Genomic DNA, 13,471 nt, shown 5'->3' on the forward strand with positions numbered 1-13,471 from the left:
GCCCCTGCCCCTGCTCCGCGATCATGGAGTTGCAGCCCCGGAATGATCGACAAAGCGGACATCTTTCGGGCCGAGAGTGCAAGATCGGCGAGTGAGGGCGGGGTGTGTGCCGGGTTAGGCACGTGTCCCGTCGGCCTGTTCCCGCCAGATCGGGGAACTGGCGGACGCCTGCGCCAGATCGGGGACGTTGCTATGTCACGCCCGCTCTGACCACACCACCTCCCCGAAGTGGCGCGACGCGTGCACCAGATCGGGAAGTGGCGGCACCCTGCGCCTCGACCACACCACCTCCCCGAAGTGGCGACGCGTGCACCACCTCGGGGAAACGGCTACATCCCATCCACCCCGACCGCACCACTTCCCCGACGTGGCGGGACGCCGTCAGCGCGAGCCGGGAGAAAGCCCCACGGCCGGGTAGGGCGGGAGCGGGTCGGGCGAACAAGCCACTTCGCCGAAGTGGCGACGCGCGCGCCAGATCGGGGACGTTGCTATGTCACGCCCGCTCTGACCACACCACTTCCCCGAGGTGGCGACGGCAGCGTCCGCACGAAGTGGACGTCACACCGGGAACGGGGCTGGGGAGGGGAAGCGCAGACACGGGACGGCGGGGCGGCCGGAGGCCGTCCCGCCGTCCCGCCGTCCCGCCGTCCCGCCGTGACTCAGTCAGCCTGGGTTGGGGCGGTTGTTGGTGAAGTTGCCCACCTGGGCACCCGTGGCCGAGTTGTCGCTCGTGGAGCCGCCGGCCGGGGTGCTCAAACCACCCGTGCTCGCGTCACCGGTCGTCGTCGGCGCCACCTTGCCCGGGTGCTTCTCGGGCTGGCGGGCCAGCCGGCGCACACTCGCCGGGCCGGCGGTGCCACCTGTCGTGGTCACCGCTCCCTGGCCCCGGGTCGGTCCGCCGTCGCGCAGCACCGTCGGGTCGACGGGTACGTCCGCCGGGTCGTCCGGGTCGAGTTCCTGCCGCATCCGCTCGACGTCGGTCTGGGGCACCGTGACCTCGTCCAGCGCGCCCTCGCCGTACACGCCTCCGGCGACCCGCTGCTCAGCCTGCCGGGCGGCGTCCTGCCGCATGTCGTCCTCACGCACGTCAACCACCTCACAGCTCTCTCGGGGTATCGGTGGTGCGTGCCCGAGGGCGGGTGGCTGAAACCGGAACCGGCGGCGGGAGGACCGGTGTGCGCCCGGGTGTCCGGTTCCGGCCGCGAGCCGAGCGCGACGGCCATTCGACGGTGACCGGCGGTTACCTTGTCTCCGGCCCCGGGTAGACCCAGGGTGCCCCCGCCACAGAGCGCGAACCGCGCCGTGGCCGACCTGCGGTAGCGGGGCGAGGGTGTGCAGGTTAACGACTCATCAAATCCTGAGGAGGACCAGATGAGCACGCAGGCTGCATCCACCAGGCCGATGAACCGGCCGATGTCCGACGTCCAGAACCGGTCGAGCATGCAGGACACGTCGACCCGGCAGATGCCGTCGATGCACGACGGTCACCGGGAGAACGGGCCGTCCCCGGGTACGGAGACGAAGCAGGCGTTCCTGACCACCGAGTTCTGGGTGTACGCCGCAGCGGTCGCGGTCGTCGTGATCGCCGCGTTCTGGCGAGGCGCCGCCACCAACGGCCTGAACATCAACAACCCGAACCAGGCCTGGTGGTACCTGACCGCGCTGACCGGCGCGTACCTGGTCAGCCGTGGCCTGTCGAAGGCGGGCAGCGCGCGTCGCTCCGGCAAGGAGCGCCGGGGGCGTTGACCCCCCGCCGCGCTAACGGCGACGCCCCCGGGATCCGTCCCGGGGGCGTCGTCGCATGTGCTCACTCCCCGCCGAAGTCCCCGAAGTCGTCGCCGCCGTCGAACGCGTCATCGAGCATCTCACCGGCGATCATGCCGCCGGCGACACCGAGCGCGGCGCCCGCGACCACGCCGCCCATGCCCGGGCCGCGCCGCCCGTGGCCGTGGTGACCCGGGTAGCCGTGGCCGCCGCCGTGCGGCATTCCGAAGCCCTGGGCCCGCAGGCTGCCGTAGCGGCCGGTGGTCTCCCGCAGCCAGCCGTCGACGACCTGCACCCAGTCGGTACGGGCGGCGTCGCTGTGCGGAATCGAGTACCTGCCGATGACGTCGTGCCCGGGGCTGAGGAAGCCGCCGCGCTTGTCGCACTCCAGGATCACCTCGACGCCCTGCTGGCTGGTCACGAACGTCAGCTCGACCTCGGTGACGGTCTGCGCGTACTGCGGCGCGGCGAAGAACTCGATCTCCTGGTAGAACGGCAGCGTCTGCGGCACACCGTAGATGTGGCCCCGCTCCAGGTCGGCGTGCTTGAACCGGAAGCCGAGCGCCTGGAACGCCTCCAGGATCCGCTCGTGGATCGGCAGCGGGTGCACGGACACCTGGTCCAGGTCCGACTTGTCGACCGCGCGGGCCACCGCCAGCTCGGTGCGCAGGCCCATGGTCATGCCGTGCAGGCGCTGGCCGTACACGTCGGTGATCGGGGTCTCCCACGGCACCGGCATCTGGAACGGGATGGAGAGCTGCTGCTTCGGGGCCAGCTCGAAGGCGCCGCTGACCGGCATCCGGTGGAACTCCATCACGCCCGCGAACTCGTGGTCGCCGCTCTCGATCTCGACCCGGGTCACCAGACCGATGTTGATCTGCTCGATGCGGGCCGGGGCGTCGCCGCCGACCAGGTTCACGTGCCCGTCCAGGGCCAGGCCCGGCCGGGTGTTCGGGTTGCTGAGCACCGTGTCGACGCTCGGACCGCCCACGCCGAACGCGCTCAACATCTTCTTGAAGACCATCGGTCACTCCCGTGCAACTGCGCTCCGACATGGACCGTCGGGCACTTCGTCAGGGCACCCTAGACGGCGGGGCTGAGAAGTGCCTGTGAGGCACGCCGTGGTGTCAGTCCGCGCGTACCACCACCAGCTCGCCGACCTGCTCACCGAGCTGCCGACGGGCCTCCGGCGGCAGGCCGCCGTCGGTGATCAGCACGTCGGCCTCCTCCAGCGGCGCGATGGTGGCGATGCCGATGGTCTCCCACTTGGTGTGGTCGGCCAGCACCACGAGCCGCCGGGCGGCGCCGATCAGCCGCCGGTTCACCGCCGCCTCCAGCAGGTTGGGCGTGGTGAAGCCGGTACGCGGGCTCATCCCGTGCACGCCGAGGAAGAGCAGGTCGACGTTGAGCGCGGCGATGGCCGCCTCGGCGACCGGGCCGGTGAGCGCGTCCGACGGGGTACGGATGCCGCCGGTCAGCACCACCGTCTGGTCGGCGCGGGGGTTCTGGTAGAGCGCGTCGGCCACCGGGATCGAGTTGGTGACCACTGTCAGTCCGCGTACCTCGGCCAGCCGGGCCGCAAGCGCGGCGGTGGTGGTGCCCGCGGACAGCGCCACCGCCATCCCCGGCTCGACCAGCTCGGCGGCCCGTTCCACGATGGCTCGCTTCTCGGCCTGCTGGCGTACCGACTTGGCGGCGAAGCCGGGCTCCTCGGTGGAGCCGGGTCCGGCGAGCGTCGCTCCGCCGTGCACCTTGTCGATCAGGCCTCGGTCGGCCAGCACCTCCAGGTCGCGGCGGATCGTCATGTCGGACACCCCGAAGCGGCTGACCAGGTGACTGACCCGGACGCCGCCGCTCTGGCGGATCAACTCCAGGATGGCGCTCTGCCGTTGCTGGGCGAGCATGGGGACCTCCTCGGCGCGAACGGCAGGGTACCGGTCAGGCGGTCGCGGGCACCGGCGCGGGCTCCTCGCGGACCACCGCCACCTCACCCGCCGGCACCTCCAGCTCGCCGTCGCAACGGGCGCCGCCGAGCAGCTCGACGCCGCTGACCGCCAGCCGGGCCGGTTCGGTGGTGTGGTTGACCACGAACAGCCAGCTCCGGTCCGCCGAGCGGCGGCGGACCACCTCCACCCCGGCCGGCGCGCGCACCGGCGGACGTACGCCGGTCTCGGCGAGGAGCCGGGCCACCAGCCGGTCGGTGGCCTCGTCGTCGAGCCGGGTGCCGACGTACCAGGCGGCGCCCGCGCCGACCGCGTGCCGGGTCAGCGCCGGCACGCCCGGCAGGGGCCCGTCGGTGTACGCGGCCAGCACCTCGGCGCCCTCGGCGTGCAGCCACTCGGTCCACACGTCGGCGCGGGCGCCGTCGTCGAGGCGTACCGTCCCGCCTTCCCGCAGCGGGAAGAACTCCTCGACGCGTACGCCGAGCAGGTCGCGGAACGCGCCGGGGTAGCCGCCGAGCCGGATGTGGTCGTGCTCGTCGACGATGCCGCTGAAGTAGGTGACCACAGCGGTGCCGCCGGCCTCCACGAACCGGCGCAGCGCGTCGGCGTCGGCGTCGCGGACGAGGTAGAGCGTGGGCACCACGACGAGCCGGTAGCGGGACAGGTCGGCCGACGGGTGCACCACGTCGGCGGTGACCCCGGCCCGCCACAGCGCGGCGTGCAGCGCCGACAGCCGGTCGGTGTAGGTGACGTCGACGCTCGGGTGGGAGTCGAGTTCGGCACCCCACCAGGCCTCGTAGTCGAACAGGATCGCCACGTCGGCGTCGACGCGGCTGCCGCGTACCTCGGCGAGCGCGCGCAGGTCGGCGCCGAGCCGGCAGACCTCGCGGAACACCTTGGTGTCCGGCCCGGCGTGCGGCACCAGCGCGGAGTGGAACTTCTCCGCGCCGGCCCGGGAGGCCCGCCACTGGAAGAACAGCACGCCGTCGGCGCCGCGCGCGACGTGGGCGAGGCTGTTGCGGCGCATCTGGCCGGGCGTCTTGGCCACGTTGCGGGGCTGCCAGTTGACGGCGCTGGTGGAGTGCTCCATCAGCAGCCACGGCGCACCACCGGCGACGCCCCGGGTGTGGTCGGCGGCCAGCGCGAGGTTGACCTGCGGCTGCGGGTCGGCGGCGGTGAGGTAGTGGTCGTTGGAGACGACGTCCACGTCGGAGGCCCAGGAGTGGTAGTCCAGGTACTTGATGCCGGTGCCGATCATGAAGTTCGTGGTGACGGGCTGCGGGACGAGCCGGTTCAGCAGTTCCCGCTCGGCGCGCAGCTGGGCGCGCTGCTCGTCGGAGGAGAACCGCAGGAAGTCCAGTTGCTGCGTCGGGTTGGCGAACGTCGGCGCGGTACGCGGCGGGTTGATCTCGGCCCAGTCGTGGTAGCGCTGGCTCCAGAAGGCGGTGCCCCAGGCCGCGTTGAGCGAGTCCAGGTCGCCGTAGCGCTCGCGCAGCCAGCCGCGGAACGCCTCGGCGCTGACGTCGCAGTAGCAGTGCACGTTGTGGCAGCCGAGTTCGTTGGAGACGTGCCAGAGCACCGCGGCGGGGTGGCGCGCGTACCGGCGGGCGACGGCCTCGACCAGGGCGAGCGAGTGGTCCCGGAACACCGGTGAGCTGGGGCAGTACGCCTGCCGGCCACCGGGCCAGAGCACCGTGCCGTCGGCGCGGCGGGGCAGCGTCTCCGGGTGCCGGTGCGCCAGCCACGGTGGCGGGCTGGCGGTGGCGGTGGCCAGGTCGACGCTGATGCCGCCGTCGTGCAGCAGGTCGATCGCCCGGTCCAGCCAGTCGAAGACGTACCGGCCGGGGGCGGGCTCCAGCAGTGCCCAGGAGAAGATGCCGACCGAGACCAGGTTGACCCCGGCCCGTCGCATGAGTTCGACGTCCTCGGCCCACGTCTGCTCGGGCCACTGCTCCGGGTTGTAGTCCGCGCCGTACCAGATGCCGTCGCCGTGCCAGTTCCGCATGACAGCAGAGGGTGCCCCCGAACAGCACCCAAGTCAACACTTTCCAACATCGACTGAAGTTCCAACGTTTACCGGCTCTTTGCCCTGCCGTACCGCCGACAGCGTCGTCTTTTTGCCCTCTTGACAGCGCCGCGCCAAGGGGTAGCTTCAAGCGCCACCGGCTGTTTGTGTTCGGACGTGTGGATTCTCGGTGGATCTGCTGCGGCCGACACGAACACCGCTCACCGCCAACGATCACGGTCCATGAGCGCAGCGCACCTCTTCCACGCAGGAGGCACCATGTCCCGTCCCCGCTCGCAAGCCGAATACCTCGCCCGGCTCGTACCCCCGTCAGTCGCCGGCCTCAACCGGCGCTCGCTGCTCGCCGGCGCGGCCGGCGCGGGGGCGCTGCTCGGCACCGGTCTGCTCGCCGGCTGCGGCGACTCCGACTCCGGGTCCGGCGGCGACGCCAAGAGCGTCTCCCTCGGCTCGAACCAGTCCGACCCGAAGCCCAAGGACGTCGTCGCCAAGGTGATGGACGGCTTCAAGACGTCCTCCGGCGTGACGGTCAACATCAACACGGTCGACCACAACACGTTCCAGGAGAACATCAACAACTACCTGCAGGGCAAGCCGGACGACGTGTTCACCTGGTTCGCCGGCTACCGGATGCGCTTCTTCGCCGCCAAGGGCCTGGCCGGTGACCTCAGCGACGTGTGGGGCAAGCTCGACGGCTACTCCGACGCGTTCAAGAAGGCGTCCACAGGCGACGACGGCAAGCAGTACTTCGTGCCGGCGTCGTACTACCCGTGGGCCGTCTTCTACCGCAAGTCGGTGTGGCAGCAGCGCGGCTACGAGGTGCCGAAGACGCTGGACGACCTGAACACGCTCGGCGCGCAGATGAAGAAGGACGGCCTGAACCCGATCGCGTTCGCCGACAAGGACGGCTGGCCGGCGATGGGCACGTTCGACATCCTCAACCTGCGGATCAACGGCTACCAGTTCCACATCGACCTGATGGCCGGCAAGGAGGCGTGGACCTCCGACAAGGTGAAGAAGGTCTTCGACACCTGGGCCGGGCTGCTCCCCCTGCACCAGCCGGACTCGCTCGGCCGCACCTGGCAGGAGGCCGCGCAGTCGCTGCAGCAGAAGAAGAGCGGCATGTACCTGCTCGGCCTGTTCGTCGGCCAGCAGTTCAGCGGCGCCGACCTGGAGGACCTGGACTTCTTCACGTTCCCCGAGATCGACTCCACGATCGGCGCGAAGGCGCTGGACGCCCCGATCGACGGCTACATGATGGCCCGCAAGCCGAAGTCCAAGGACGCGGCGCAGAAGCTGCTGACGTACCTCGGCTCGAAGGAGGCGGCGGACATCACCGTCAAGAACGACCCGAGCACGCTTGTCGCCAACAGCGGCGCGGAAACCGGTGCCTACACCGCGCTGCAGAAGAAGGCCGCCGAGCTGGTCGGCTCCGCCACCGAGATCGCCCAGTTCCTCGACCGGGACACCCGGCCGGACTTCGCCTCCACCGTGATGATCCCGGCGTTGCAGCAGTTCATCAAGGACCCGAAGGACATCAGCGGGCTGCTCACCAGCATCGAGAACCAGAAGAAGTCGATCTTCACCAGCTGACGGCGGAAGGGGGAAGGACATCATGTCCGACCTGCCCCTGATCCAAGAGGATCGCGCCGTGCCGCCGCCGGCCGCGACCACCACGAACGGTGGTCGCGGTCGCCGGCTACGGCTCCTGTCCCGCACCGACCGCGTGGTCATCACGCTGATGGTGCTGGTACCCCTGTTGCTCGTCACCGGGCTGGTCTGGCTGCCCGCGGTGGCGACGGTGCTGCTCTCCGGCACGAACTGGGACGGCATCGGCCCGATCTCCGAGATCGAGTGGGTCGGGGCCAAGAACTACGACGACGTGGTGAACATCTACCCGCCGTTCGTCCCCGCCGTGCAGAACAACCTGCTGTGGCTGGCCGCGCTGTTCGTGGTGGCCACCCCGTTCGGCATGTTCCTCGCCGTGCTGCTCGACAAGGAGATTCGCGGCAGCCGCTTCTACCAGACCGCGCTCTATCTGCCTGTGGTGCTGTCGCTGGCGCTCATCGGCTTCGTCTGGCAGCTCATCTACAGCCGCGACCAGGGGCTGCTCAACGGCGTGTTCGGCGGCGAGACCGACTGGTACGGCGACCCGGACGTCAACATCTGGGCCGTACTGGTGGCGGCCGGCTGGCGGCACGTCGGCTACATCATGCTGCTCTACCTGGCCGGCCTCAAGGGCGTCGACCCGTCGCTGCGCGAGGCCGCCGCGGTGGACGGCTCCTCGGAGACCAGCACGTTCTTCCGGGTCGTCTTCCCGGTGCTGCGCCCCATCAACATCATCGTGCTGGTGGTGACGGTGATCGAGTCGCTGCGCGCGTTCGACCTGGTCTGGGTCATCAACAAGGGCCGCAACGGGCTGGAACTGATCTCCGCGCTGGTCACTCAGAACGTGGTGGGCGAGGCCAGCCGGATCGGCTTCGGCTCCGCGCTGGCGACCATCATGCTGGCCGTCTCGCTGGTCTTCATCACCATCTACCTCTGGACCGTGATGCGGGAGGACAAGCGATGACCGCCGTCTCCGCCGGCCGCCGCCGCCCCGTGCGGCCCGCCCGGGTCGTCCTGCACCTGTTCCTGGGTACGGTCGCCGTGGGCTGGCTGTTCCCCATCCTCTGGGCGGTGCTCACCTCGTTCCGCTCCTACGAGTACACAGCCGCCAACGGCTACGTGTCGCTCGGCGGCTGGACGATCGACAACTACGTCACCGCCTGGCGTACCGCCGAGTTCGGCAAGCACTTCCTCAACTCGGCGTACATCACCGTCCCGGCGGTGCTGCTCACGCTGTTCCTCGCCTCCTGCGTGGCGTTCGTGATCGCCCGGTTCAGCTGGAAGCTCAACATCGCGCTGCTCGGCCTGTTCACCGCGGCGAACCTGCTGCCGCAGCAGGCGCTGCTCATCCCGCTGTTCCGGATGTTCACCGAGATCCCGCTGCCGGCCTGGATGAGCGACTCGGAGCTGCTGTACGACAGCTACTGGGGGCTGATCCTGGTCAACGTCGCGTTCCAGTGCGGCTTCTGCGTGTTCGTGCTCAGCAACTACATGAAGGCGCTGCCGCACGAGCTGTACGAGGCCGCGATGGTCGACGGGGCGAACGTGTGGCGGCAGTACTGGCAGGTCACGATGCCGCTGTGCCGCCCGGCGCTCGCCGCCCTCGCGACGCTCGAAGTCACCTGGATCTACAACGAGTTCTTCTGGGCCACTGTGCTCATGCGTACCGGCGACAAGTTCCCGGTCACCAGTTCGCTGAACAACCTTCGCGGCGAGTTCTTCACCGACAACAACCTGGTCTCGGCCGGCTCGGTGCTGGTCGCGATTCCCACCCTGGTGATCTTCTTCCTGCTGCAGAAGCAGTTCGTCCGGGGTCTGACGCTGGGAGCCTCCAAGGGATGACGATCGTCCACCTGCGCCGCGCGCGGACCAGCCTGGTGCTCGACGCCCGCGGCCCGGGGCTGCCCCGGGTCGTGCACTGGGGCGCCGACCTCGGCCCGCTGCCCGACGAGGACCTGCCCGCGGTCGCCGACGCCACGGTGCCGCCGGTGGTGCCGAGCAGCTTCGACACGCCCACTGTGCTGTCGCTGCTGCCCGAGGCGAGCGCCGGGTGGAGCGGACGTCCCGGTCTCGCCGGTCACCGCGACGGCCGGGACTGGTCGACGGCGTTCCGCCTCACCGGCCTCGACGTGTACGACGAGCCCGCGGCACCGTCGCCCGCCCTGTTAGGAGGGGCCCCTTTACATGCACCAGCCGTTAACAAGGGGCCCTTCCTTCCCTCCGGGCGGGTGGAGGTGCGGGCGGCGGACCCGGGCGCGGGGCTGAGCCTGACCGTCGAGATCACGCTGGACGCGGCGGGCGTGCTGACGCTGCGGCACCGGCTGCGCAACGACGGCGACGGCCGGTACGAGGTCCGGGAGCTGACGCCGGTGCTGCCGGTGCCGGCGGTCGCCACCGAGCTGCTCGACCTGACCGGCCGCTGGTGCCGGGAGCGCGCGCCGCAGCGGCACCCGTGGCCGATGGGCGCGTGGGTACGCGAGGGACGGCACGGCCGCACCGGCCACGACGCCACGCTGCTGCTGGTCGCGGGCACCGCCGGGTTCGGCTTCCGGCACGGCGAGGTGTGGGCGGTGCACACCGCGTGGAGCGGCGACCACGTCACCGCCGCCGAGCGCCGCCCGACAGGTGAGTCCACGCTCGGCGGCGGTGAGCTGCTCGCACCCGGCGAGATCGTGCTGGGGCCGGGCGAGGAGTACGCCACTCCCCTGCTCTACGCGGCGCACTCGGCCGACGGGCTGGACGGGCTCAGCGACGCGCTGCACACGCACCTGCGAGCACGCACGTCGCACCCGCGCACGCCCCGGCCGGTCACGCTGAACGTGTGGGAGGCGGTCTACTTCGACCACGACCTGGACCGGCTGCGGACACTGGCCGACCGGGCCGCCGAGGTCGGGGTGGAACGCTTCGTGCTCGACGACGGCTGGTTCCGCGGCCGGCGGCACGACCAGGCCGGGCTCGGCGACTGGTGGGTCGACGGCCAGGTCTGGCCGGACGGGTTGCAGCCGCTGATCGACCACGTACGCGGGCACGGCATGCAGTTCGGGCTGTGGGTCGAACCGGAGATGGTCAACCCCGACTCCGACCTGTTCCGCGCCCACCCGGACTGGGTGCTCCAGGCGCCGGGCCGGCTGCCGCCACCGTGGCGGCACCAGCAGGTGCTCGACCTGGCCCACCCGGACGCGTACGCGTACCTGCTCGAACGGCTCGACGCGGTGCTGAGCGGGCACGACGGGCTCGCGTACCTGAAGTGGGACCACAACCGCGACCTCACCGAGGCCGGGCACGCCGGACGGCCGGGTGTGCACGCGCAGACCCTCGCGGTCTACCGGCTGCTGGACGAGCTGCGTGCCCGGCACCCGGACGCCGAGATCGAGAGCTGCTCCTCCGGTGGTGCCCGGGTCGACCTGGAGATCCTGCGCCGCACCGACCGGGTCTGGGCCAGCGACTGCAACGACGCGCTGGAACGGCTGTCCATCCAGCGCTGGACCGGCCTGCTGCTGCCGCCGGAACTGATCGGCACGCACATCGGCCCGGAACGCTCGCACACCACGCACCGCGTACACGACCTGAGCTTCCGGGCGGTCACCGCGCTGTTCGGCCACCACGGCGTCGAGTGGGACATCAGCGCGATCGACGCCGGCGAGCGGGCCGAACTCGCCGCCTGGGTGGCGCTGCACAAGCGGCTGCGCCCGCTGCTGCACACCGGCCGGGTGGTCCGGGTCGACCACCCGGACCCGGCCGTGCAGGCCCACGGCGTGGTCGCCCACGACCGCAACCATGCGGTGTACGCGGTCAGCCGGGTCGCCACCTCGGCGGCGCAGGTGCCGGGCGCGGTGCGGCTGCCGGGGCTGGACCCGCAGCGGCGCTACCGGGTCCGCCCGCCCGCCGGAGTACCGGAACCGGCCCTGCTGGAGCTGTCCCCGCCGGGCTGGCTGGCCTGGCCGGGCGACGGCATCACGGTGAGCGGTTCGGTGCTGGGCACGGTCGGCGTGCAGCTCCCCGCCCTGCACCCCGAACAGGCCCTCCTCCTGGAGGTCACCGTCGTCGGCTGAGAGACGCCGGCAGCGGTGACCGGCCCGTTCAACCGCGGGAGCCTACGCGCCCGGGACGTTCGTGGGTCACCGGCGCCGCCGCGGGACGCGGGTCGAGGTGGCCGCAACCCCACCGGCCAATGGATGGGTCACGGTGGCCGGGCCGGACTCGCCGGTCGAGCGCCACAGCTCGTGGAGCGTGGGCCACCAGTCGGGGTGGCTCTCCACCACCTCGGCCAGGACGGGGCTCTGCTCCAGCATGTGCGCGGGCCACCGGTGCCAGGAGTGGGCGAATCGGAAGTCGGGCAGCAGCCCGGCCACCTGCAGCTCGCACTCCAGCACGTCCGCGAGTAGCTCCGCGAGGGTGATCACGACGGGCCGGTCGGTGTCGGTCGGCGCGGAGGGCTTCCGGTCGAAGAAGTATGCGCGAAGCGGCGGATTCTCCAACAGGCGGTCGTGCCAGGCGCGAGACAAATTGTTCACTTCCATCAGCGCGGTGGCCGAGCCGATGCCGTTGTTGATGCGGCTCTGTTTCGCCACCTCCCGCGTCTGCACGGCGGAGAAGCACAACGACACCGCGACCAGCATCAGACTGACGAAGCCCAGAATCGTTTCCCACATGTCCCCGCCCTTCAAGGAGTACGACCCCCCTCACGCTCAGCGGAGAGCGCAACACCCTGAGTCACCAATTACCGGCCGCGTTCCTCTCGACGGCGATCAGCGGTCCGGCCGTCCTCAGGCGGCGGCGCGACGGACGGTGTCCCGCAGGGCCAGGGCCACTGCGGCGAACAGGGCCGCGCCGCACCCCACGCCGGAGATCAGGCCGACGGTGCCGGCGCCCGCGCCGAGCGCGTGGGCGAGGAACCCGGCCAGGCCGAGCGCTGTCATCACGGCGCCCAGCCAGTGGTAGAGCGGCATCCGCCAGACGTGGGCGAGGCCGAAGAAGTGCACGCCGACGACCACCGCCACCCAGGCGACGGCCACGGCGGGGCGGTCCAGCACGTTGTTGATCACGGACAGGCCACCGAGGAGCGCGACCGCCTCCAGCGCCACCACCAGCCAGTAGCGGCGGTCCATGAACCCGGCGGCCTCCCGCTGCGGGGCGGGCGTCTCCCGGCCGGCCACCCGGAACAGCGTGACCAGGAGCAGCGCGGCCACCAGCAGGCCGGCCACGCGCACCACGAGCGGCCAGGGCGCGGGCAGGCCACCGCTGTTGACCAGCACGAACACGGTGCCGAACGAGACGGCCACGAGCGAGCCGATCACCAGCCCCGACGGTCGCCCCCTGGTCCCCGTGCTCATGGCGTCCCCTCCGGTCCCTCGCGCTCGCGCCTCGACCCGCGATCAAGGGCGTGGCGTCTGTACCCGCGCCCGGACACGGCACAAACCCCTTGATCACTATGCCGGAGAGCGGTGGCCGGGCCCGCGCGGGCCCGGCCACCGGTGATCAGCTCGCGGTGCAGGTTACGGCGGGAGTGGAGTTCGTGCCCTGCCAGCTGCCGATGAAGCCGAAGCTGGTGCTCGCGCCGGCGCCGAGGCGGCCGTTGTAGTCGACGTTGCGGGCGGTGTACGCCGACCCGCTGTTGCTGACGCTGGCGTTCCACGCCTGGGTGACGGACTGGCCGTTGGCGAACGTCCAGCGGACCGTCCAGCCGGTGATCGCGGCAGCTCCGGCGGTCACCTTGACCTCGCCCTGGAAGCCGCCCTGCCACGAGTTCGCGACGGTGTAGGTGGCGGTGCAGCCACCGGACGGCGGGGGCGTGGTGGTCGGCGGCGGGGTCGCCGGTCGCAAGGCTCTCGGCCTGTCGCGGTCCCGGGCACTGGTAAAGGTCGTGTCGCCCGAGATAGACCCGGCGCTGGAGAGCCTCGCAGCCGAGAACGTCGAGAGCGTCGGGATCGAGCGCCGGAAGTACGAGGCCGGGGATCTCGCGGAGGCGACGCTGGCGTTCGCCGCGACGGACCGCAGGGAAGTAAACGCGGCGGTTGTCCGGGAGGCGAACGAGCGCGGTATCCCGGTCAACGTCGCCGACAGGCCCTCGGACGGGGACTTCGCCCTGCCCTCGACGCTGAGGCGGGGCGGGTTGCAGGTGGCGGTCTCGACC

Annotated in this window: 12 protein-coding genes and 1 pseudogene; 6 read left to right on the forward strand and 7 right to left on the reverse strand. The window is 71.2% G+C overall.

All coding sequences use genetic code 11. The annotated features are described in order from the left end of the window. Positions 1–663 precede the first annotated feature (663 nt). Positions 664–1,086 (reverse strand): hypothetical protein, encoded by a 423-nt coding sequence (locus ABD52_RS32230; protein ID WP_041784166.1) that lies wholly within the window; start codon positions 1,084–1,086, stop codon positions 664–666. A gap of 285 nt (positions 1,087–1,371) precedes the next feature. Between ABD52_RS32230 and ABD52_RS32235 the strand changes: the two genes are divergently transcribed. Next, a complete protein-coding gene (locus ABD52_RS32235; RefSeq protein ID WP_047894226.1) occupies positions 1,372–1,746 on the forward strand; it encodes a hypothetical protein in 375 nt (124 codons plus the stop codon). A gap of 61 nt (positions 1,747–1,807) precedes the next feature. On the opposite strand, the gene ABD52_RS32240 is transcribed toward ABD52_RS32235, so the two are convergent. From ABD52_RS32240 to ABD52_RS32250, 3 genes are all read right to left on the reverse strand, one after another. After that, on the reverse strand, positions 1,808–2,788 hold the full coding sequence (locus ABD52_RS32240) for a sporulation protein (RefSeq protein ID WP_047894227.1): 981 nt from the start codon (positions 2,786–2,788) through the stop codon (positions 1,808–1,810). A 103-nt stretch (positions 2,789–2,891) separates the two neighbouring features. Further along, on the reverse strand, positions 2,892–3,668 hold the full coding sequence (locus ABD52_RS32245; protein ID WP_047894228.1) for a DeoR/GlpR family DNA-binding transcription regulator: 777 nt from the start codon (positions 3,666–3,668) through the stop codon (positions 2,892–2,894). A gap of 34 nt (positions 3,669–3,702) precedes the next feature. Next, the gene (locus ABD52_RS32250) at positions 3,703–5,712 is read right to left on the reverse strand and encodes a beta-galactosidase (RefSeq protein WP_047894229.1); all 2,010 of its coding nucleotides are present in this window, start codon (positions 5,710–5,712) and stop codon (positions 3,703–3,705) included. Positions 5,713–5,955: 243 nt separating this feature from the next. Here ABD52_RS32250 and ABD52_RS32255 point away from each other — a divergent pair, with 243 nt between their 5' ends. From ABD52_RS32255 to ABD52_RS32270, 4 genes are read left to right on the forward strand one after another with little or no spacing between them, the layout of a single operon-like run. Further along, positions 5,956–7,323, forward strand: a complete 1,368-nt coding sequence (locus ABD52_RS32255) for an ABC transporter substrate-binding protein (RefSeq protein WP_225319818.1) — start codon at positions 5,956–5,958, stop codon at positions 7,321–7,323. Positions 7,324–7,345: 22 nt separating this feature from the next. Then, positions 7,346–8,302, forward strand: coding sequence for a carbohydrate ABC transporter permease (locus ABD52_RS32260; protein WP_013284906.1), 957 nt, complete (start codon positions 7,346–7,348; stop codon positions 8,300–8,302). Next, positions 8,299–9,180: a carbohydrate ABC transporter permease gene (locus tag ABD52_RS32265; RefSeq protein WP_047894230.1), complete on the forward strand. Its 882-nt coding sequence runs from the start codon at positions 8,299–8,301 to the stop codon at positions 9,178–9,180. Before ABD52_RS32260 ends, ABD52_RS32265 begins: the two co-directional genes overlap by 4 nt. Continuing rightward, complete coding sequence (locus tag ABD52_RS32270; RefSeq protein ID WP_047894231.1) at positions 9,177–11,390, forward strand: alpha-galactosidase; 2,214 nt, start codon at positions 9,177–9,179, stop codon at positions 11,388–11,390. The genes ABD52_RS32265 and ABD52_RS32270 overlap by 4 nt, the downstream gene beginning before the upstream one ends. Positions 11,391–11,456: 66 nt before the next feature. Here the strand turns inward: ABD52_RS32270 and ABD52_RS32275 are convergent, their stop codons facing one another. The 3 genes and pseudogenes from ABD52_RS32275 to ABD52_RS32285 form a co-directional block, all read right to left on the reverse strand. Continuing rightward, complete coding sequence (locus ABD52_RS32275) at positions 11,457–11,990, reverse strand: hypothetical protein (RefSeq protein WP_047894232.1); 534 nt, start codon at positions 11,988–11,990, stop codon at positions 11,457–11,459. A gap of 114 nt (positions 11,991–12,104) precedes the next feature. Beyond that, positions 12,105–12,671, reverse strand: coding sequence for a hypothetical protein (locus ABD52_RS32280; RefSeq protein WP_047894233.1), 567 nt, complete (start codon positions 12,669–12,671; stop codon positions 12,105–12,107). Positions 12,672–12,816: 145 nt separating this feature from the next. Then, a pseudogene (locus ABD52_RS32285) lies at positions 12,817–13,149 on the reverse strand (cellulose binding domain-containing protein); the annotation flags it as partial. Here ABD52_RS32285 and ABD52_RS32290 point away from each other — a divergent pair. Further along, on the forward strand, positions 13,133–13,471 hold a 339-nt coding region (locus tag ABD52_RS32290; RefSeq protein WP_304413824.1), incomplete at its 3' end, for a bifunctional precorrin-2 dehydrogenase/sirohydrochlorin ferrochelatase. The pseudogene ABD52_RS32285 and the gene ABD52_RS32290 sit on opposite strands and share 17 nt — an antisense overlap.

Source organism: Micromonospora sp. RV43, from assembly GCF_001029515.1.
Lineage (GTDB): Bacteria > Actinomycetota > Actinomycetes > Mycobacteriales > Micromonosporaceae > Micromonospora > Micromonospora aurantiaca.

Bases quoted from the DNA above. Each gene is read 5' to 3' on its own strand.
- ABD52_RS32260 (WP_013284906.1), top strand. From the start codon at position 7,346: ATGTCCGACCTGCCCCTGATCCAAGAGGATCGCGCCGTGCCGCCGCCG.
- ABD52_RS32255 (WP_225319818.1), top strand. From the start codon at position 5,956: ATGAGCGCAGCGCACCTCTTCCACGCAGGAGGCACCATGTCCCGTCCC.
- ABD52_RS32280 (WP_047894233.1), bottom strand. From the start codon at position 12,671: ATGAGCACGGGGACCAGGGGGCGACCGTCGGGGCTGGTGATCGGCTCG.
- ABD52_RS32250 (WP_047894229.1), bottom strand. From the start codon at position 5,712: ATGCGGAACTGGCACGGCGACGGCATCTGGTACGGCGCGGACTACAAC.
- ABD52_RS32275 (WP_047894232.1), bottom strand. From the start codon at position 11,990: ATGTGGGAAACGATTCTGGGCTTCGTCAGTCTGATGCTGGTCGCGGTG.
- ABD52_RS32235 (WP_047894226.1), top strand. From the start codon at position 1,372: ATGAGCACGCAGGCTGCATCCACCAGGCCGATGAACCGGCCGATGTCC.
- ABD52_RS32265 (WP_047894230.1), top strand. From the start codon at position 8,299: ATGACCGCCGTCTCCGCCGGCCGCCGCCGCCCCGTGCGGCCCGCCCGG.
- ABD52_RS32245 (WP_047894228.1), bottom strand. From the start codon at position 3,668: ATGCTCGCCCAGCAACGGCAGAGCGCCATCCTGGAGTTGATCCGCCAG.
- ABD52_RS32270 (WP_047894231.1), top strand. From the start codon at position 9,177: ATGACGATCGTCCACCTGCGCCGCGCGCGGACCAGCCTGGTGCTCGAC.
- ABD52_RS32240 (WP_047894227.1), bottom strand. From the start codon at position 2,788: ATGGTCTTCAAGAAGATGTTGAGCGCGTTCGGCGTGGGCGGTCCGAGC.